This is a genomic window from Bordetella muralis, from assembly GCF_054781015.1.
In genome coordinates this window covers 1249733-1268545 of sequence record NZ_BAAGVF010000006.1, presented here as the reverse complement: position 1 = coordinate 1268545, position 18813 = coordinate 1249733, and the positions used below count along the sequence as shown (strand labels likewise).

Sequence of the window (18813 nt, the reverse complement as noted above, 5' to 3'; positions counted from 1 at the left end):
TCCATGACTATGTCGAGGCCATTTCCGTCCACATATTTCCGAATGTTGTTTCCTGGAACATCCGGGAACTGCCCCGGCCTTCGCAGCTCAAACTCACCTCCCAGTTAATGCCATAATGCACGCGTGCTGAAAATACCTTACGAACTATGGATCGGCGCCCGCTATGCGGGGATGGCCCGACTCCGCAAACGCCGTGGCCGCCGCGATGGCTTCATCTCTTTCATTTCTGCCAGTTCCATGGTGGGTATTGCGCTGGGCGTCGCCGCCCTGATCGTGGTGCTGTCCGTGATGAACGGCTTTCAGAAAGAGGTGCGCGACCGCATGTTGTCGGTGCTGCCGCATATCGAGCTGTACATCCCGGGCGCTGCGCCCGAGCGCGTCGTCGAGCAATGGCAGCGATTTGCCAGCGTGGCCGAGCGCAATCCCGAGGTCAAAGGTGCTGCACCTTTTGTCGCCGCGCAGGCCATGGTGGTACGCGGCCAGACACTGCGTGGCGCGCAGGTCCGTGGTATCGACCCCGAGCGCGAAGGGCAGGTATCGGATCTGCCCCAGCAAATGGTCAGCGGCAAATTATCCGACCTGAAACCCGGAAGCTTTGGCGCTATCCTGGGTAGTGACCTGGCCAACATGATGGGGGTCAAGGTCGGCGATACGTTGATGATGATGGCGCCGCAGGGCTCGATCAGCCCGGCAGGTTTTGCGCCGCGCATGCGTCAGTTCACGGTGGCCGGCATTTTTTCATCCGGCCATTATGAGTACGACTCCAGCCTGGTTTTCGTCGATGACGAAGACGCGGCAAAGATGTTCCGCGAAAGCGGCACGGGCGGCGTACGCCTGCGAGTGCAAGACATGCAGCGCGCGCCGCAGGTGGCGGTTGAGCTTTCCAAGACCTTGCCGCCGTATGTGATGGCAAGCGACTGGTCGCGCAACAACCGCACCTGGTTCGCCGCCGTGCAAACCGAAAAACGCATGATGTTCCTGATCCTGGCGATCATCGTCGCGGTTGCGGCTTTCAACCTGTTGTCCTCGCTGGTCATGGTGGTCAAGGACAAACAATCCGACATCGCGATCTTGCGCACCTTGGGTGCCAGGCCGAGCGTGATTGCACGCATTTTCCTGGTGCAGGGTATGTTGATCGGGGTAGTTGGGACAATCATGGGCGTGGTGTTCGGCATCCTGATTGCCTACAACGTGGATGTCATCGTGCCATTTATCGAAGGCCTGCTCGGCGTTCATTTCCTGCCTCGCGAAATTTATTTCATCAGCGAGTTGCCGTCCGATCCGCAATCCCAGGATATTGTCGTGATCGCTGTGACGTCGTTCGTGCTGTCGTTGCTGGCCACCTTGTATCCCAGTTGGCGCGCCTCGCGCCTGCAACCCGCACAGGTGCTGCGCCATGACTGATAACGATTTGACACGACAGGCGGGTACCCCCGCCTTGCAGGCCAGCAAACTGAGCAAGGTCTATGACGAAGGTCCCGCCCGCATCCAGGTGCTGGATGACGTCAGCCTGACCGTTGAACGCGGCGAGATGGTTGCGATCGTCGGCGCCTCTGGTTCAGGCAAGAGTACCTTATTGCACATCCTGGGATTGCTGGATGTGCCGAGCTCCGGCGAAGTCACGGTTGACGGCGTGTCAGCCGCTGGGTTATCCGAGGTCCAAAAAAGCGCCTTGCGTAATCGCAGTCTGGGGTTCGTGTATCAATTCCACCATCTGCTGTCGGAATTTTCTGCGCTGGACAATGTCGCGATGCCCTTGATCGTGCGCCGCGAAAATCGTGACACGGCGCGCGAGGCGGCTCGCCAAGTGCTGTCGCTAGTGGGCTTGGCCGAGCGCGCCGAGCACTACCCAGGGCAATTATCTGGCGGCGAGCGGCAGCGTGTGGCGCTGGCGCGTGCGCTGGTCACACGGCCCGCCTGCGTGTTGGCCGACGAGCCGACCGGCAACCTGGATCGTGGCACCGCGCACAAAATGTTCGAGCTGCTGACCCAGGTAAATCGCGAGTCCGGCACGGCATTTGCTATCGTGACGCATGACATCGAATTGGCTGCACGCGCCGATCGGCAATTGCTGATGGAGCGCGGGCAATTGGTTTCGGGGTAACCCACTCATCGGCACGAGGCTGCCATGTTGATCGACACGCACTGTCATCTCGACGCCTCTGAATTCGATCCTGACAGGATGCAGGTGGCTGAGGCAGCATGGGCGGCCGATGTGCGCAGGATCGTGATTCCGGCGGTCGAGGTCGCAAATTTCGCGACGGTACGGGACCTGGCCGCACAGATCCCGGGCGGCGCGTATGCGTTGGGTATCCATCCGCTCTACGTGAGCCGTGCCCAGGACGCCGATCTGGATACCTTGCGCCAAGCCGTCATCAGCGCATTGGATGATCCGCGCTTCGTGGCGATAGGCGAGATTGGACTGGATTTTTTCGTCCAGGACATCGCATCAGGCAAGCCGCGCGAGCGCCAGGAATATTTCTACGATGCGCAGTTGGCCCTGGCCGCGGAGTTCGATCTGCCCGTGTTGTTGCACGTGCGCCGGTCGCAAGACATCCTGCTGAAATACTTGCGGCGCCGCACGGGTGTGCGCGGCGGCATCGCCCACGCCTTTAACGGCAGTGCTCAGCAAGCGCATGCCTTTGTGGACCATGGCTTTGCGTTGGGGTTGGGGGGCGCAATGACTTACCCTCGTGCCCTGCAGATCCGCCGTCACGCTGTGGATGTTGGACTGGAACATCTGGTCCTGGAAACCGATGCGCCGGATATTCCTCCTGCCTGGTTGTATACACCGCATCGGCGCAATTCCCCTGATCAATTGCCACGTATTGCTGAAATCCTCGCCGAGTTGCGCGGGCAGAGTGTGTCCGACATTGCCGAGGCGACGACAGCTACCGCGCAGCGTGTGCTGCCACGCCTGGCGCATTAATTGGTCAGGCCGCTGACGGCGCTGGGAGACAGGGCCAGGGCGGGGCAGGCGATTCGTAGGGGCGTCAAGGAATAATCAGAGATAGCCGTCTTTTACGACGCTTGCTTTTTCAGCGCCAGAATCGATTGCCCACCCTGCAGAATGTCCGTCTGTACGGCAATGCGCGCGGCCTGCCCGTCGCGTTGGCGCATTGCGCCTAACAGCGCATAGTGCCCGTCAATCATGTCGCGGCCTCCCTGCACATAGCATTGGGCGATCAACGGACCCATCTTGAGCCATAGACGTTCCAATATGTCCAACAGTACGGGCATGTTGGCGAGTCGGCAATACTCAAAGTGAAAACGTTGGTTCAACCGGATCGCAGCCGCGACGTCGCCTGCGGCCAGAGCCTGCTCGTTAACGGTGATCAATGCTTCGAGACGGGCGATATCTGCGTCGGTGGCGGAGACAGCGGCGCGTGCCGCTGCCATTCCTTCGAGTTCCAGACGTATGTCGCGGATCTCGAGATATTGCGCCAGGTCCACTTGCGCCACGCGAATATCCCGGGCGCTGCGCATGACCAGCGCGCCGTCTTGCACCAGTCTCAAAATCGCATCGCGCACCGGAGTGACACTTGTCCCGATTTCGGCAGCGAGCTCGCGGATACGCAGTCGGTCGCCTGGCTTGAGCTTGCCTTCGATTAAGGCTCCGGCGACTTGCTTATAGACCCGGTCTCCCATGCTGTCGTATTGCACAGTAGAAAATCGGGACGTTTCGATCTCGGTCTCAGGCGTCATGGTTCTGGTGAGTGAATGGCCTTGAAATTCACGATGATGCATCATAATCGGGAATATACTAGTTCAAACCCCAAAGTAACAGATTCATAATGCATCAAACATTAGGATCTATGAGGGCATGCCGTGGCATCTCAGGGCGTCGCAGAGCAACAAGTACCGGGCGATATCAGAGCATTGTTTACGACGTCACCGCCTCCCGTGTCGTCGGAAGACGCAGAGCGCGTAGCGCGCGCATGTTTTCCCGGCAGCGTCGCCTGCGCGCCGCTATCTGGTGAGCGAGATGCCAATTTCCGGGTGACTCGGGCCGACGGATCGATCCTGACGCTCAAATTCATCAACTGCGCCGAGCAAGTCGCCGAGACCGAGATGCAGGTGGAGGTGCTCAAGCACCTGCGAGACACCATGCCTGTACAGGCGCCTCATCATCAGCCTATCGATCCTGCCGGATTGGCTGCCTTATCGGGTTCCCAAGCGGGACAGGCGAGTACGGGCCCAACCTTGGACTGGATTCAATATCGGCCATTGTCAGGCGGACACCGAATCCGTGTGCGGGCCTATGGATATTTGCCCGGCGCGCCGGGTACCAATCTCCAGGCCGATCCGCGGTCGTGGCGCGCTGTAGGCCGGACTGCAGCCATCCTGGACCGTACACTACAGCAGTTTGATCACCCGGCAGCACACCGGAAATTCCTTTGGGATGCCTGCCAAGTCCTGGATTTGCGACCGCTTTTGAATGCGGTAGAGAGTCTGGCCGTACGGCAGGTGATTGCCGAGTTCCTGGCGTTGTTTGAGCATCGAGTGACGCCGGTGTTGGATAAATTGCCCAGGCAAGTCATTCATAATGATCTGTCACCCAGCAACATCCTGGTCGAAGAGGATGGATTGGAGCTGGCCGGCATACTCGACTTTGGCGATATGGTCTATGCCCCGCGTATTGCCGAGATCGCTATCGCCGGGTCATATTTAATGACCTACTCGTTGGATCCGATGAGGGCGCTCGATGGTGTGGTGACCGGCTACTGCGAGGTGTCTCCCTTGCACGCGATGGAGCACGCCCATTTGCTGGATCTCGTGTTGGCGCGGCTTGCACAACGCATGGTCATTACTGCGTGGCGAGCGGCGCGCTTTCCGGGTAACCGGGATTACATCATGCGCAGTCATGATGCTGCTACGGCTTTGTTCAATCGTCTCTATCCAGATTGGAGAGCCGCGCAGGGCTCGCGATCGTTTCCTTCAAATGCTGAAAGCTGAGGTATGACTCATGTCATCAATGACCCATGCGACTGCCCCTATCACTGAACTGCGGGAAAGACGCCGTATATTGGGCCCGGCTTATCGTTTGTTCTACGATCAGCCAGTCCATCTCGTGCGCGGCGAAGACGTTTGGTTGTTTGATACGGCCGGCAAGCGATATCTGGATGCCTACAACAATGTGCCGGTAGTCGGGCACGCCAATCCTGCGGTCGTTGAAGCACTGGCGCGGCAAGCCTCGGTATTGAATACCCACACGCGGTATTTGAGCGAAGGCGTGGTCGAATACGCCGAGCGTTTGCAGGCACATTTCCCCGCGGCGTTGGACACTGTGATGTTGACCTGCACAGGCAGCGAGGCCAACGACCTGGCGCTGCGCATTGCATTCGAGGCTACCGGCCGTCGAGGCATTATCGTCACACGCAATGCCTATCATGGCGTGACGCAGGCGCTGGCCGACATGTCTCCTTCATTACGCCCCGTTGCGTCGCACGTGCGCACCATTGAGGCTCCTTGCCATCTGGCTGGTTCACCCGAACAGGTGGCTGATCAATTCGCTCTGTTGGTCGACGAGGCCGCGCGCGATTTGGCACGAGCGGGCATCCCCGTTGCAGTGCTGATCGTCGATACGGTATTTGCCAGTGACGGTATTCATATCGGCTATGACGAGGTCCTGTCACGCGCTGCCGCTCAGGTGCGCCAACATGGTGGAATATTCATCGCGGACGAAGTGCAGGGCGGCTTTAGCAGGATCGGCCGGCATTGGTGGGCATTCGAGCGCGACAACGTCATCCCCGATATGGTCTCTTTGGGAAAACCGATGGGCAATGGACATCCGATGGCGGGTCTGGTTGTACAGCGTTCGCTGGTCGAGGCGTTTGGCAAGAACTGCCGCTACTTCAATACGTTTGGCGGCAATACGGTTTCTGCCGCGGTCGGCCTGGCCGTCTTGAATGAGCTGGAGCGCATGGAGATGCCAGCACACGTTGCGCGCGTTGGTGAGGTGATGGCAGACCGGTTGTTGCATTTGGCGAAAACGGTCCCTTGCATCGGAGCGGTGCGCGGACAAGGGCTGTACTGGGGAGTTGACATCCGTGATCCCGGTGGAGACAGCGCGCGTAACGGGCTGCTGGCTCAGGCAATTTCCAATGGATTACGGCGCGAAGGGATCCTGATAGGTGTATCCGGACATCAAGGAGACGCGCTCAAGATTCGTCCCCCACTGACGTTCCAGACCGAGCACGTAGACATTCTCGTGTCCGCATTGGCCCGTCAGTGCCAAGCCGTACTGCCCGCCGTATCGTGAGCGCCGGACAGAACCGATCACAGCGGAAGCGAGGCAATCAGGCTTGTTCGAACCCACGCAACGCGCTCTCCAGATTCAGCCCCAGGTCTTCGCTGAGGTAGCCGCCTTCTTGCACGATGACTGTTGGCAGGCCGAGCTGAGCGATGTTTGCGGTTATGCGAGCAAACCCGGCGGTGTCCACCGCCAAGGCCCGATAGGGGTCCCGTTCATGGGCGTCCAATCCGAGTGCCAGCACCAGCGCACCGGGTGAGAATTGACGGATACTGACCAACGCGTTTTCCAGCGCATCGAGGTATTCGTCTGTTGTCGTGCCGCGGCCTAGCGGAACGTTGATGTTATATCCGAAACCTTCGCCATCACCGCGCTCATGAGCATGGCCCGTAAAAAACGGCGTGCAGAAATGCGGATCGGCATGGATAGATACGGTAAGCACATCGGCCCTGCGCCAGAAGATTCCTTGCGTGCCGTTGCCGTGATGGACGTCAATATCCAATATCGCGACACGCCCATATTTGCCGCGCAAATGCTGGGCAGCAATGGCGGCGTTGTTCAGGTAGCAGAAGCCATTGGCGCGGTCTACGTAAGCGTGATGTCCGGGCGGGCGGCATAGAGCGTATACCGCACGCTCTCCCTGCAAGATCAGTTCGGCAGCGTGCGTTGCGCAATGGGCGGAGTTGATTGCGGCATGCCACGTATGTTCGCCGATGCTGCAGGCGCAATCGCCCATGTGATAGCCGGCCTGGCCCACGATATGATCGGGATAGGTGAAAGGCTGGCCGGGGAAGGGAAATACATTGGGCAATACTTCCATGGCCGCATCGGGCAGCTCGCGCCAGCGCTGCCAGGCTGTTTCGAGAAAACGCAGATAGGTCGGGGTGTGGACTGCTGCCCGTGGGCCGGGCCCGAAATCCTCTGCGAGGATGGGTTGATGCCCCGCCGTTTCTGCCGCGCGTAGCAGAATATCTGCCCGTTCGGGCTGTTCGTTGCTTCGCTTGAGCTGTCCCCGCACCATGAATTGTTGAGGGTCGTGATCGCGGTGCTCGTGACTATAGATGAATTTCATGACTTGGCTGGCTTTGGTCGAGAGGAGGCGCGAGTCGGCTTCGCCTTGGGATCGGCGGGCTGCATGTCGTCGTCTAGAAGTTGAGCGTGGGCCTTGTCGTGAGCGTCGTTCAGATGTATTCGAAGCGCGTCTTCAGCGGCTTGTGCGTCACGGCGTAGAATGGCATCTACGACAGGCAAATGGGATTGCGCGATGAAAACCGGATCGCGATACTGCCGTTCAATAAAGCCCTGGCAGATACGGATTTCCGTTTGCATGTTGGCAAATAAGCGTTGGAGATATTCATTGCCCGACAGGCGGCTGATGGTGGTGTGAATGCCCAGGTCCATGGCAATGCGTTCTACATTGGTGAGAGTGGTCGCACGGCGCAGCATGTCGTCGGCGTAGGCTTTGAGTTCGGCCAGTTGTTCGTCGGTGGCGACTTCGCAGGCCAGGCGCGCTGCCATGATCTCCAGGCTCACACGAACCTGGAACAGATCCTTGATTTCCTTGGTGCTGAAGGTGCGAACCGCAAATCCCCTGCGCGGTTTGGCGGTAAGCACGCCTTGGCTCTCCAGCCTGCGGGCCGCTTCGCGCAACGGCGCGCGGCTGACGCCCATCTGGCGAGAAAGCTCGGCCTCTACGATTCGAGAGCCTGGCGGCAGGCGGCCTTCAAAGATGGCCTGGAGCAATTGCCGTTCCACGAGCTCCACCAGATCAGGCATGCGGATGGAAGAGAAACCTGCGCTGTCTGAGTCTCCATCCGTCAGTGCGAAAAGGGCGTTTTTTGAGGTTGTTGTCATAGTGTTTCAGCGGTCGGGATGCGAATGAACGGCAGGCCTTCAGGCGCATCGGGTCCCGGCGAATACGTCCAGGTTGAATCAGCCATTCAGTCCATCCAGAAATGCTACTAAGCCCGGGCCGATCGCCTCAACCAGATACCCCCCTTCCTGTACGACGACCAGCGGCAATTGCAACGCTTTCAGTTTGCGCCCCACTTCGTAGTAAGCGTCAAAATCGACTCGCAACACGCTGATCGGGTCATCCTTGAAGGTGTCAAAGCCCAGCGCCAGTACCAAGGCTTGCGGCGCATAAGCGCGCACAGCATCAATACCCTCGTCCACGGCAGCCAGGAATTCCAGATTGCCGCTGCCGTGCGCAAGAGGCAGGTTCAGATTGAAGTTCTCGCCCGCGCCACTGCCGCGTTCGCTGGCGTATCCGGTGTAGAAAGGGTAGTAGGTCGTAGTGTCCGCATGTACAGACACAGTCAGGACATCATCGCGAGCATAGAATATGCTCTGCGTGCCGTCGCCATGATGCGCGTCTACATCCAGAATCGCGACACGGCCAAAGTGCTGCACCAACCGAGCCGCCGCGCAGGCATTGTTGTTCACATAGCAGAAACCGCTGGCGCGATCCCGGTGTGCATGATGGCCGGACGGGCGGCATAGCGCGTAGGCGGCAGCCGCCCCATTAATGACTGCATCAGCCGCTGCAACGGCGCTATGCGCGGATCGCAAGATCGACAGCCAGCTCTGCGGGCCTAGCGGGCAGGACAGATCGCCCAGGTAATAACCCGTTTGAGGGATGAGCGCAGGCGACGGGCAGGGAGGGCGGTGATGTCCGGCCGGCACGCCGGCGTAAGGCGAGAGATTTGCCAATACTTCCGGGCCGACGACGGCACCTTGGTCGGCCATGGCTTGCCAGCGCGGCCAGGCCGTCTGCAGATAGTCGAGATAGTGAGGAGCATGGACTTGCTCCAAGGGTTCTCTCCCCATCTCCGGCGGCTCGCTCACGTCAAGGCCGGCCTTTTGCAATGCCAGTGCGAGAGCTTGCGCGCGGCCGGGAAGATCGGGCGCCGGCACGAGTTTTCCCAGCTTCATGAATTGACGGGGAGTGTGCAGGGCTTGAGCAGGGCTGTAGAAAGCTTGCATGTCGCTTATTTCAAGGTGGCTTGCAGTTTGTCGACGGCGCGGTCCAGACGATCAAACATCTCGGTCAACTCTGTATCAGTGATGATGAGCGGCGGGCACAGCGCGACGGCGTCACCCATGGCGCGCACGATGAGGCCTTCTTCCAGCGCATACTGGGCCAGGCGCGCCCCTACTTTGAGATCGGGGGCAAATGGTGCTCGTGCGGTCTTGTCTGCAACCAGCTCTATTGCACCAATCAGGCCTACGCCGCGGGCTTCTCCCACGTGGGGGCGATCGAGATAGCTTTGCAGGCGATTCTGGAATAGAGGACTGATAGCGTTGACATGGTCCAGGATCCGGTCTTCCTCATAGACCTTGAGTGTTTCGAGCGCTACCGCGGCCGCTACCGGATGACCCGAATAGGTATAACCGTGTCCGAACGTGCCGATTTTGCCGCTGTTGACGGCCATGGCGTCATAGATGGCCGGCGACACCATGACGGCAGAGATGGGAATATAGCCGGACGAAAGCGCCTTGGCGCAGGTGAGGATGTCCGGTTGAATGCCGAAAGTCTGCGAGCCGAACATTTTGCCAGTGCGTCCAAAGCCGCAGATGACTTCGTCGGCCACCATCAGCACGTCATATTTGCGCAGCACCGACTGGATCTTTTCGAAATAAGTTTCGGGCGGCACGATCACGCCGCCCGCACCCATGACAGGTTCGGCAATAAAGGCGGCGACGGTCTCGGGGCCTTCCTGCAGAATGCGCTGCTCGAGTGCCTGCGCCATACGTGTGGCGAAATCGGCTTCGCTTTCGCCTGCCAGCCCGTAGCGATAGTGGTGCGGGCACTCTACATGGCCGATATTCGCGATCGGCAGATCAAAGTCTTGGTGGTTTGCCGGGAGCCCTGTGAGACTGGCGGAGGCCACCGTGACGCCGTGGTAGCCGCGCTGGCGCGAGAGAATTTTCTTCTTCAGCGGTTTGCCGATGGCGTTGTGGTAGTACCAGATGATCTTTATCGCCGAATCGTTGGCCTCTGATCCCGAGTTTGCAAAGAACACTTTGGCCATGGGTGAGGGCGCCAGCTGAATGAGGCGGTCGGCCAGTTGTGCAATCGCCGGATTCGAGCGGTGATTGAACGTATGGTAGTAGGGCAGGGTTTGCAGTGCGTTGATGCCGGCCTGAACCAGCCGTGGATGGCTGAATCCCAGCGAACTGCACCACAGCGCTGACATGCCTTCTATATATTTGGTGCCCTTGTCGTCAATGACGTGAATGCCATCACCGCGTGTAATGATCAATGGACCAACGTCTTCGTGTGCGGCCAAGTTGGTGTAAGAGTGCAAGTGGGCGCCGATGTCCAGTGCGCTCAACGTGCGGTTCTTGTCTGCTGTATTCATTTCGCTCTCCTGCCTTTGATAAGTCGATTGTCACTTGCAGCCAGCATGCCGATGCTGGCTCAGTAGCCTCGTTCCAGGTCTACCGCTACTTCCTTTGCTCTGCCCTTGCTGATTGCAGCGAAATTGAGGGCCGTTTGCTGCGCAATGACTCGGGGGGCCGTGCGCGTGGCAATATGCGGGGTGATCAGAATACGTTCATCATTCCAGAATGGATGTCCCGGCGGCAATGGTTCGATGTTGAAGGTGTCCAGTGTTACGGCGCCGACCTGGCCCTCGTCAAGTGCTGTGAGCAGGTCATCCTCGACGAGATGCGCACCGCGGCCCACATTGATCAGGTGTGCGCCACGAGGCAATTGCCGCATCAGCGCCAGATCCAGAAATCCCGCCGTTTCGCCGGTCAGCGGCAATAAGCAGATCAGAGTGTCGCAGCCACCCAGAAACTCCGCTTTTTGCGTTTCGCCATGGAATGCTTTCAGATCTGCCGGCAGGCCCGTCTTTGGCGAACGGCTCCAGCCACGCACGTCGTAGCCAATGGCAAGCAACGCCCTGGCACAGCTCAGGCCCAAGGAACCCATGCCCGCAATGCCTACGCGATGCCGCACCGGAGCAACAATGGGCTCCTCTTGCCAGCGACGGTTGGTGGCGTGCTCGATATATCGATCCATATGACGTTGCCGGTGAATCACAGCCCAACACACAAACGCGGTCATGCCGCTGCCCATTTCGGTATCGATGATGCGGCATACTGGCACAAACGGCGCCAGCGATCCGAGATCGATATGATCGATACCGGCGGCAATTGATTGCACTAGCTTCAGTCCAGAAAGCACAGCCAACTGTTCTGCTGGGGGATGCCAACATACTGCGACATCAATGTCATCACTATGGCCCGAGGCGATCAACGCCTGCAGATCGTCACCCAGATAAAGCGCCGCATCAGGAAACTGTTCGCGGTAGGCGGGCACGAGGAAATCCATCGCGAGCGTCTTGCTCAGGAAGGCAATATGGCGCGGTGCAGACGATTCTCGGACTGGACGAGTATTTTCGGATGTCATGGCATCAAATCAACCGGACAATCATGCAGCTCAAGAAACTGCGGGCGCTTCGGAATCGAATCGTTGCTCCAGCGAAGGAATGGCATCGATCAGGCTTCGTGTATAGGCATGCTTCGGCGAGCCAAAAACCTCTGCCGTAGGGCCATATTCCACGATGCGGCCTCGCTGCATGACCGCCATATGATCGCACATCTGGCTGGCGACTCTCAGATCGTGCGTAATGAACACCATGCTCAGATTAAAGCGCTGGCGTACCTCGGTAAAGAGCTTGAGGACTTGTGCTTGTACGGATACATCCAGCGCCGAGACGGGTTCGTCGGCTACGAGCAGCGAAGGCTCCATGGCGAGTGCGCGTGCAATGCCGATGCGTTGCCGCTGGCCACCTGAAAACTCATGGGGATATCGGTCAGCGGCCTCGGGCCCCAGGCCCACCAGAGCGAGCAGTTCCATGGTGCGTTTCATCGCCTCGGCCTTGGACACGCCCTGTGCGACCGGTCCGCTGGCAATGGCCGGGCCGATCCTGTGCCGGGGATTGAGCGAGGCATATGGATCTTGGAACACCATCTGAATTCTGCCGCGCGCCTGGTGACGCAGCGATTCGCCAGCGCTCAGGTGTTGACCGTCAAAAATAATATCGCCGCTGTCAAATGGCGCCAACCCTACGATGCAGCGTCCGAGTGACGATTTTCCTGAACCGGACTCTCCCACGACGCCCAAGGTTTGCCCACGTCCCAGGTCGAAGCTGATGCCCTCGGCCGCAATTACTTCACGACCGGGCTTGAAAAGGCCGCCGCCGCTGCGATAGGTCTTGTTCAGATTCTTGATCTGCAAAATGGGTGCTGCTGGCGACGGCTGCGTATCACGTACGCGGCCGTGTGGAATCGCTGCCAGCAGTTTCTGCGTATAGGGGTGTTTCGGTTGGCGCAGAACAGCGGCGGCAGGGCCGGCTTCCACGATCTCACCCATCTGCATCACGATCACATGATCGGCGATTTCGGCCACCACGCTAAAGTCGTGGGTAATGAAAAGCATCGCCATGCCGCGCCTTTCCTGCAAGGCACGCATCAGTTTCAGGATCTGAGCCTGCGTCGTGACGTCCAAAGCGGTGGTGGGTTCGTCGGCAATCAGCAGACTGGGCTCCAGCAACATGGCGATGGCGATCATCACGCGCTGGCGCTGTCCGCCAGAAAGCCGGAACGGATAAGCATTGACCAATCGTTCCGGTTCAGGCAACCCGACGTCCGCGAGCGCCGTGATGATCCGGCTGCGTTTTTCGTCCGCGTCGAGCTGTAGATGCGCGTCCAATGCCTCGCTCATTTGTTCACCGATGCGCATGACCGGGTTGAGCGCCGTCATTGGTTCCTGAAAGATCATCGCCATGCGGCTGCCGCGCAGTTCGCGCAACGCTTCTTCCGGGAGCTTTAGCAGGTCATGGCCTTCGAACAGAATTTCTCCTGCCACGGGTTCGACCTTGGGGCGGGGCAGCAGACCCATGATCGCGTTGGCGATCATGGACTTGCCCGAGCCGGATTCTCCGACGACGCACAGCGTCTGGCCGGGAGCAATCTGCAGATTGGCGTTATTTACCGCCAGCGTTCTGTCCGAGCCCAAGGGCAGCCGGATGTCCAGTCCGCGTATTGCGATGACCGGTGCCTGCCGGCTTGTTTGCTTTTGCTCGCCAGTATCGAGTGCATGTCTGGTTTGGTATGCGTGGGCATTCATCTTGTTTTCCCATCCTGACGCGCGTTGAGACCGTCGTTCAGACCTTCTCCGACGAGATTGAATGCGAGAACCGTGAGCAAAATGGCGACGCCGGGGAACACCGCCATCCACCAGGCCTGGCGCAAGACGGTACGGGCCGAGCCGATCATATAGCCCCAGCTCATCAGGTTCGGATCCCCCAATCCCATGAAACTGAGGCTGGACTCCAGCAAAATGGCTGTCGCTACCATGAGCGAGGCCATCACCACGATAGACGATGCCGCATTGGGCAGGATCTGCGTCAGGATAATGCGCGGGGTGCTCTGACCTGCCAGCTGAGCGGCCGCGACGAAGTCGCGCTGACGCAGGGTCAGGAACTCGCCCCGCACCAGCCGCGCAACGGGTGGCCAGGAAACGAGAGCGATGGCCGCGATGATGGAATACACGGAAGGCTCAAAAATCGCCACCAGCACCAGCGCCAGTGCAAAGCTGGGAACAGACTGGAACATTTCGGTAAAACGCATCAGGAACGCGTCCACCCAAGTGCCAAAGTAGCCCGATATCGCCCCGATACTGACACCGATAAGTAGTGACACCAGCGTGGATATCACGGCGATCAGCAGCGACACGCGCGCGCCGAGCACCAGGCCGGAGAAAATGTCGCGGCCCAATGTGTCAGTCCCCAATGGGAGGCTGGCGTTCTCCATCGGTGCGAGAAAGGGTTGATCGACCATATCCCAGGGACTGTTGGGGGCGATGAATGGGCCGATGCACACGAGCAGCGCGACGGTAAACAGGATGATCAGACCAACGAGCGCGCCACGGTTTCGGCAAAAGCGCTTATAGAACGTCGAGCGGTGTTTATTGCTGGCGGGCGGTGTATCCGCGGCCGAGGATGCATGAGTGGTGGCAGTCATGGAGGCTCCGGTTCAGCTCAGCTCGATGCGGGGATCGACCAGTGTGTAGACAAAGTCGGTTATCAGGTTGAACAGCACGGCAACCGCTGCGGCAACGAGAAAGCAGCCCAGCAAGAGGTTGTAATCGCGTTGCAGCAGTGAATCGAACATGAGCCGGCCAATACCGGGCCAGGCAAACACCGTTTCGGTCAACACGGCGCCACCGATGAGTCCGCCCGCCTGGATGCCGGCGAGGGTCACAATGGGCAAGAGCGCATTACGCAGAATGTGGTTGCGCTGGATACGCCCTGCGCGCACGCCCTTGGCGCGAGCCGTCTTGACGAAGTCCATCTGGGCGACCTCCAGCATTGCGGCGCGGGTCATGCGTGCATAGACGGCCATGTAAAACAGCGCGAGCGTCAGCGCGGGCAGTACCAGATGCTGGGCAATGTCCCATACGTGAGCCAGGCCTGTGGCGTTGCTTCCCACCGTGAAATAGCCAAAGCCCGGAAGCCAATTCAAATGTACCGAGAACACCAATACTGCCATCATTGCCAGCCAGTACAACGGCGTCGCATAAAACACCAGGGCGACGAAGGTGATCACGCTATCGAGCCATTTTCCGGCATGCCGGCTGGCCGTCGCACCCAAGGCTATACCGAAAATCAGCGACATGACGAAGGCCGTTCCCGTCAACAGCAGTGTCGCGGGCAGGCGCTCTGCGATCAGATCCAATACAGAGCGCTGCTGCCGGTACGAGTAACCCAGGTCAAGCTGAACAACGTGCGAAAGGTAAGTCGCCAACTGTGTGGTAACCGGCTTGTCGAGTCCGAACTGTTCGCGCAACTGGGAGACGAACTGCGGGTCGGAAGCGCCGGCTTCTCCGGCGATCACCGCGACCGGATCTCCTGGCGCCGCGCGTATGAGCATGAAATTGACGGTGGCAATGCACAGCAGAACGAGCACACCCTGCAGCACGCGGATCGTCATGTATCTGAGACGGTTCATGATTGGAGACCTGACGCTGGACAACAAGTAAAGTGCTGCGAACGCCAGCGTAGGCGGACGTCCGGCACCGGCATACAGTGAAATACTTCGTCAGCCGATCGAAGCCCGGCTCAATCCATCATTCAGGCCCACACTGGAACTGATGGGATTTTTGATTTTGGTGCGATAAAGCGTGGGAAAGTTGATCTCATGCAGCCACGCTACGGGCACCTCATCGGTCAGCAGCTGTTGTACCTCTGCGTAGGCCTTGGCACGGTCTGCGTCTGACAGAGCCTTGGCGCCCGCGTCAAAGAGTTCGTCAGCCTTGGGGTTGACGTACCCTTCGATGTTGTTGAATGGCGAGCCTTTGGCGATATTGTGGCTGGTGTACGTACGCGCGACGCCCAATGCGGGATCTGCGTATTGATAGACATAGATGATCGCCATGTCATAGTCCCACTCTGACGTACGCTGGTTCCAGCCAGCGACATCGGTACCGACGGTTTCCACCTTGATACCGGCTTGAGTGAGGTTCTGCCGGATCATTTCGGCCAGACGCTGCCATGATTCGCCATAGGGCAGGGGAAGCAGCTTTACCGTCTCGCCCTTGTAGCCAGCTTCCTTGAGCAGTGATTTCGCCTTGTCCAGGTCGTGAGGGTATTGGGTGACCTTGTCAGACGCAAATTTCACATGGCTGTTGAACGGTCCCGCCGCCGTTTTCGCAAAACCCTGCCACGCCACCTTGGTCATGGCGTCGCGGTTCATCGCGTACATGACTGCCTGGCGGAACTTTACATTGTCGAAGGGGGCTTTACGATTGTTGAGCACCAGCCAGGAATGCGGCGAATAGAACTCCCATCCCTTGGTAGTTACCGCCGCGCCAGGCAATTTGGACAGACGTGCTACGTCAAAAAATTCTACCGCGCCTCCGGGCACGATATCTACCTTGCCCGACTCGAATGCCGCTGCTCGGGATGCCGCATCGGGAACGACATGAAAGTAAAGGCTTTGCACTACGGGCTCGCCTTTCGTGTGATAGGCCTCGTTTGCGACAAGCTGGATGTAGGAGCCGCGGACCCATTCTTTGAACTTGAACGGGCCGGTGCCAATCGGATTGGCGTTGGCCGGGTTGGTGGCAAAGTCAGTGTTTTCGTAGATGTGCTTGGGCACCATGGGCATGGTCCCCGTCTCGAACATGCTGATGAATGGCCCAAAGGGATATTTGAGCTTGAACTCTACCGTCAGCGGATCCACCGCACGTACAGTATCTAGCGCGGCCAGGCCGGAGCGCAGGCGGGCGTGGGTCTTGCGCAGAAACTTGTCGACCGAAAATACCACGTCATCGGCAGTAAACGGCTTGCCATCATGCCATTTCACATCGGGTTTAAGCTTGAATGTATACGTCAACCCGTCGTCGGATCGGTTCCACGACGTGGCCAATAGTGGCTGCGGATTCAGTTTCTCGTCATATCTGAGCAGGCCCTCGTAGATATTGCCTGACACCAATTGCGTCGGTCCGTTTTGCACCAGACCCAGCATCAGTCCTGAGGGCTCGGGTTGCACCAGTACATTGATAGCGGTCTTATTCTCTTGTGCGAGCACCGATAAGGGGACTCCAGCAATGCTCAGCCCCGCGCTGGCGACTGCGTAGGAAATGAATTCTCGCCGATTGATCATGCTTTTCTCCTGTTCCTAGGAAAGCTTGTCCTGCGTCCCGGTGATAGGACGAGGAATGCCGCCAGGCAGCGCGGCGGTTTGGGGGGGCGTTGCTCAGTCGCGATAGCTGCTGTGTTCAGGCGAGCGAAGAAAACCGAGCAGTCCTTGCCACTCGCGCTCGTTCGGATCAGCGCGGCGCTGTTGATTGGGCATGACATCCGTGTCGCCGCTCTCATACTGCCGGGCAGTCAGCTCGCAGACTTCGGGTGACAGGGGGTTGATTTCTTGTCCACTGGACTGAATGGCCAGTTGTACCTTGCAGGCACGGTCCAGATTGAGCATCAGGATGAATGCCTCTGCCACCGTGCGGCCCAGTGTCAACAAGCCATGGTTACGCAGAATCATTGCCCGGGCTTTGTCGCCGAGATCCGCAACCAGATGCTCGCGTTCTTGCAAGTTCAACGCGATGCCTTCGAACTCATGGTAGGCCACGCGGTTATAGAACTGCAGTGCCCATTGATTGCATGGTTGCAATCCACACTTTAACGACGATACCGCCACGCCTGCGACGGTATGGGTGTGCGCCACGCACATCGCGTCATGGCGGGCGGCGTGCACCGCACTATGGATGGTAAATCCTGCGGGGTTGACATCGTAGGGAGTGTCTTCGATGACGCGGCCTTCGGTGTCTATTTTCACCAGCGAGCTGGCCGTGATGTCCTTGAACAGCATACCGAACGGATTAATGAAGAACTGATCCGTGCGGCCGGGCACTCGGGCCGAGATATGGGTGTAGATGCTGTCGTCCATCCCGAAATGGGCGACGAGCCGATAGGCTGCGGCCAGGTCTTCACGAACCTGCAATTCCTGCTCTATCTGGGACTTCTCCGCTCTGCGTTGAGCTTCGGTATCAGACACTGCTGGCATATAAGGCCCCTTGGCTATGTCGATTGTTATTCATCGACTGTCGTCTGTCGACAGATTGAAAAATAACAGAAAGAACAAGCCCGGGAAAGGGATGGTGACTAGGTGATTTCCTTAGGGTGGCTCGTCACTAATGCGTCGCAAACGCATGCGGCACCGATATCCCTACCGCCGTGAAGCCGCCATCCACGGCAATCACCTGTCCTGTCACGAAACTCGATGCAGCATCGTCCAATAGCCAATTAATGGTGCCGCACAGTTCATGTGCCAAGCCATAGCGGCGCAGTGCGACGGCGGTCATCCAACTCTGGCGCGTTGCTTCGGTATGGACGGCTTTGGTCAGCGGCGTTTCTATGGGGCCGGGTGCGACGGCATTGACGCGGATTCCGTATTCAGCGAATTCGACGGCCATGACTTGAGTCATGGTGAGGATCGCCCCTTTGGACGATCCATAAGCCACGCGGCCGTAATTGCCGCGCATGCCCGACACCGACGCAATGTGCACGATCGACCCTGTGCCGCGCGTTCGCATCCGCCGTGCGGCGGCGCGTGCAGTGATAAACGAGCCGACCACATTGACGTCCAGTATCCTGCGAAATGTCGTGACATCCGTGTCCAGGCAGGGAATCTCCGCCGCGATGCCGGCAGAGTTCACCAAACCCGCGATAGGGCTGAATTCCTTTTCACAGTCATCCAAGGTTTTTTCGATGCCGTGCTCGTCGGTGACATCAACAGTCGCCAGCATCAGCCGGGAGGGATCGGGTCCGTGCAGTTGTGAGCGTGCGGCCTCGATGCGCTCTGGCTGGATGTCCAGCGCCAACACGCGCCAGCCGTCGTCCAGCAGGCCCTGAGCCAACGCCAGGCCTATGCCAGAGGCGCCGCCAGTAACGACAATCGCACCGTCGTGGCTTGCTTCAGCTGTGTTCATGAATTTGCGTCTCCAATCTTATTTATGCTGATGTTGCGGGCAGGTGGCT

17 protein-coding genes are annotated in these 18813 nt (G+C 58.8%); 5 read left to right on the top strand and 12 right to left on the bottom strand.

Annotation, left to right across the window (positions count from 1 at the left end; translation table 11 throughout):
- Window positions 1-171 precede the first annotated feature (171 nt).
- The 3 genes from ACYVIT_RS16750 to ACYVIT_RS16740 are packed head-to-tail and all read left to right on the top strand — an operon-like array spanning window position 172 to window position 2929.
- Window positions 172-1404: a lipoprotein-releasing ABC transporter permease subunit gene (locus ACYVIT_RS16750; protein ID WP_415806033.1), complete on the top strand. Its 1233-nt coding sequence runs from the start codon at window positions 172-174 to the stop codon at window positions 1402-1404.
- Window positions 1397-2104, top strand: coding sequence for a lipoprotein-releasing ABC transporter ATP-binding protein LolD (gene lolD, locus ACYVIT_RS16745; protein WP_415805900.1), 708 nt, complete (start codon window positions 1397-1399; stop codon window positions 2102-2104). The genes ACYVIT_RS16750 and lolD overlap by 8 nt, the downstream gene beginning before the upstream one ends.
- Window positions 2105-2128: 24 nt before the next feature.
- Window positions 2129-2929 (top strand): TatD family hydrolase, encoded by an 801-nt coding sequence (locus ACYVIT_RS16740; protein WP_415805899.1) that lies wholly within the window; start codon window positions 2129-2131, stop codon window positions 2927-2929.
- A 92-nt stretch (window positions 2930-3021) separates the two neighbouring features.
- Here the strand turns inward: ACYVIT_RS16740 and ACYVIT_RS16735 are convergent, their stop codons facing one another.
- Window positions 3022-3705: a GntR family transcriptional regulator gene (locus tag ACYVIT_RS16735; protein WP_415805898.1), complete on the bottom strand. Its 684-nt coding sequence runs from the start codon at window positions 3703-3705 to the stop codon at window positions 3022-3024.
- 123 nt (window positions 3706-3828) lie between these two features.
- On the opposite strand from ACYVIT_RS16735, the gene ACYVIT_RS16730 reads away from it, so the two are divergent.
- Window positions 3829-4956, top strand: coding sequence for a phosphotransferase (locus ACYVIT_RS16730; protein ID WP_415805897.1), 1128 nt, complete (start codon window positions 3829-3831; stop codon window positions 4954-4956).
- Between the two features lie 10 nt (window positions 4957-4966).
- Window positions 4967-6262 (top strand): aspartate aminotransferase family protein, encoded by a 1296-nt coding sequence (locus tag ACYVIT_RS16725; protein ID WP_415805896.1) that lies wholly within the window; start codon window positions 4967-4969, stop codon window positions 6260-6262.
- A gap of 37 nt (window positions 6263-6299) precedes the next feature.
- Here ACYVIT_RS16725 and ACYVIT_RS16720 read toward each other — a convergent pair whose 3' ends face one another.
- From ACYVIT_RS16720 to ACYVIT_RS16670, 11 genes are all read right to left on the bottom strand, one after another.
- Entirely contained in the window at window positions 6300-7325 is a 1026-nt protein-coding gene (locus ACYVIT_RS16720; RefSeq protein ID WP_415805895.1) for a histone deacetylase family protein, read from the bottom strand.
- A complete protein-coding gene (locus tag ACYVIT_RS16715) occupies window positions 7322-8107 on the bottom strand; it encodes a GntR family transcriptional regulator (RefSeq protein ID WP_415805894.1) in 786 nt (261 codons plus the stop codon). The genes ACYVIT_RS16720 and ACYVIT_RS16715 overlap by 4 nt, the downstream gene beginning before the upstream one ends.
- A gap of 78 nt (window positions 8108-8185) precedes the next feature.
- Window positions 8186-9238, bottom strand: coding sequence for a histone deacetylase family protein (locus tag ACYVIT_RS16710; RefSeq protein WP_415805893.1), 1053 nt, complete (start codon window positions 9236-9238; stop codon window positions 8186-8188).
- Between the two features lie 5 nt (window positions 9239-9243).
- Window positions 9244-10617, bottom strand: coding sequence for an aspartate aminotransferase family protein (locus tag ACYVIT_RS16705; protein ID WP_415805892.1), 1374 nt, complete (start codon window positions 10615-10617; stop codon window positions 9244-9246).
- Window positions 10618-10676: 59 nt separating this feature from the next.
- Window positions 10677-11672 (bottom strand): 2-hydroxyacid dehydrogenase, encoded by a 996-nt coding sequence (locus ACYVIT_RS16700; RefSeq protein ID WP_415805891.1) that lies wholly within the window; start codon window positions 11670-11672, stop codon window positions 10677-10679.
- Window positions 11673-11702: 30 nt separating this feature from the next.
- Window positions 11703-13394, bottom strand: coding sequence for an ABC transporter ATP-binding protein (locus tag ACYVIT_RS16695; RefSeq protein WP_415805890.1), 1692 nt, complete (start codon window positions 13392-13394; stop codon window positions 11703-11705).
- The gene (locus ACYVIT_RS16690) at window positions 13391-14290 is read right to left on the bottom strand and encodes an ABC transporter permease (protein ID WP_415805889.1); all 900 of its coding nucleotides are present in this window, start codon (window positions 14288-14290) and stop codon (window positions 13391-13393) included. The genes ACYVIT_RS16695 and ACYVIT_RS16690 overlap by 4 nt, the downstream gene beginning before the upstream one ends.
- A gap of 12 nt (window positions 14291-14302) precedes the next feature.
- On the bottom strand, window positions 14303-15277 hold the full coding sequence (locus tag ACYVIT_RS16685; protein WP_415805888.1) for an ABC transporter permease: 975 nt from the start codon (window positions 15275-15277) through the stop codon (window positions 14303-14305).
- 90 nt (window positions 15278-15367) lie between these two features.
- Window positions 15368-16930: an ABC transporter substrate-binding protein gene (locus tag ACYVIT_RS16680; protein WP_415806032.1), complete on the bottom strand. Its 1563-nt coding sequence runs from the start codon at window positions 16928-16930 to the stop codon at window positions 15368-15370.
- Between the two features lie 96 nt (window positions 16931-17026).
- Window positions 17027-17839 (bottom strand): class II aldolase/adducin family protein, encoded by an 813-nt coding sequence (locus ACYVIT_RS16675; RefSeq protein ID WP_415805887.1) that lies wholly within the window; start codon window positions 17837-17839, stop codon window positions 17027-17029.
- Between the two features lie 127 nt (window positions 17840-17966).
- The gene (locus ACYVIT_RS16670; protein ID WP_415805886.1) at window positions 17967-18764 is read right to left on the bottom strand and encodes an SDR family NAD(P)-dependent oxidoreductase; all 798 of its coding nucleotides are present in this window, start codon (window positions 18762-18764) and stop codon (window positions 17967-17969) included.
- Between the last annotated feature and the right edge of the window lie 49 nt (window positions 18765-18813).

Coding starts and splice junctions, on each gene's coding strand:
- ACYVIT_RS16750 (WP_415806033.1), top strand. CDS start 172: ATGGCCCGACTCCGCAAACGCCGTGGCCGCCGCGATGGCTTCATCTCT.
- lolD (WP_415805900.1), top strand. CDS start 1,397: ATGACTGATAACGATTTGACACGACAGGCGGGTACCCCCGCCTTGCAG.
- ACYVIT_RS16740 (WP_415805899.1), top strand. CDS start 2,129: ATGTTGATCGACACGCACTGTCATCTCGACGCCTCTGAATTCGATCCT.
- ACYVIT_RS16735 (WP_415805898.1), bottom strand. CDS start 3,705: ATGACGCCTGAGACCGAGATCGAAACGTCCCGATTTTCTACTGTGCAA.
- ACYVIT_RS16725 (WP_415805896.1), top strand. CDS start 4,967: ATGTCATCAATGACCCATGCGACTGCCCCTATCACTGAACTGCGGGAA.
- ACYVIT_RS16720 (WP_415805895.1), bottom strand. CDS start 7,325: ATGAAATTCATCTATAGTCACGAGCACCGCGATCACGACCCTCAACAA.
- ACYVIT_RS16715 (WP_415805894.1), bottom strand. CDS start 8,107: ATGACAACAACCTCAAAAAACGCCCTTTTCGCACTGACGGATGGAGAC.
- ACYVIT_RS16710 (WP_415805893.1), bottom strand. CDS start 9,238: ATGCAAGCTTTCTACAGCCCTGCTCAAGCCCTGCACACTCCCCGTCAA.
- ACYVIT_RS16705 (WP_415805892.1), bottom strand. CDS start 10,617: ATGAATACAGCAGACAAGAACCGCACGTTGAGCGCACTGGACATCGGC.
- ACYVIT_RS16700 (WP_415805891.1), bottom strand. CDS start 11,672: ATGACATCCGAAAATACTCGTCCAGTCCGAGAATCGTCTGCACCGCGC.
- ACYVIT_RS16695 (WP_415805890.1), bottom strand. CDS start 13,394: ATGAATGCCCACGCATACCAAACCAGACATGCACTCGATACTGGCGAG.
- ACYVIT_RS16690 (WP_415805889.1), bottom strand. CDS start 14,290: ATGACTGCCACCACTCATGCATCCTCGGCCGCGGATACACCGCCCGCC.
- ACYVIT_RS16685 (WP_415805888.1), bottom strand. CDS start 15,277: ATGAACCGTCTCAGATACATGACGATCCGCGTGCTGCAGGGTGTGCTC.
- ACYVIT_RS16675 (WP_415805887.1), bottom strand. CDS start 17,839: ATGCCAGCAGTGTCTGATACCGAAGCTCAACGCAGAGCGGAGAAGTCC.
- ACYVIT_RS16670 (WP_415805886.1), bottom strand. CDS start 18,764: ATGAACACAGCTGAAGCAAGCCACGACGGTGCGATTGTCGTTACTGGC.